The sequence below is a fragment of the Streptomyces johnsoniae genome, from assembly GCF_031845565.1.
Lineage (GTDB): Bacteria > Actinomycetota > Actinomycetes > Streptomycetales > Streptomycetaceae > Streptomyces > Streptomyces johnsoniae.
The window spans coordinates 1-411 of the sequence record NZ_JAVREV010000094.1; the positions used below are offsets into that span (position 1 = coordinate 1).

1 pseudogene is annotated in these 411 nt (G+C 73.7%); it reads left to right on the forward strand.

Features of this window, described 5'->3' with window-relative positions:
• A pseudogene (locus RM779_RS33435) lies at window positions 1–318 on the forward strand (hypothetical protein); the annotation flags it as partial.
• Window positions 319–411: the final 93 nt, after the last annotated feature.

Here is a 411-nt window from a genome sequence, read left to right on the forward strand (position 1 = left end):
GCCGTGCGCGCGTACCGGGCGGAGGGCGGCGAGCTGACCCGGATCATGTCGACGTCCGACGCCGTGATCAGCGTGGAGCGGGCGGGCCGGGACCTGGTGCTGCGGGCGCCTTCGGTGATCTCGGGGTACGAGTACCGCACCGCGTGGTCCTGGGACGAGCGGCAGCAGGCGATGCTGGCCACCCGGGACGAGATCCTGCGGGCGCCGGAGCGGCGGGGGGACCGCACGGCCCCCACACCGGAGGTCTCCGGGACCGCCCCGACCTCATCCTCGGTTTCCCCCTCCTCGGACCCCTCCCCCTCCTCGGACGGCCGATGAAACGGCCGATGAAGACGAAGCGGCGCCGGCTCCGCTCCCCCGCCTGGACCGCGACCCTCACCTGGAAGTCCGCCGTCTTCCTCACCGCCATGT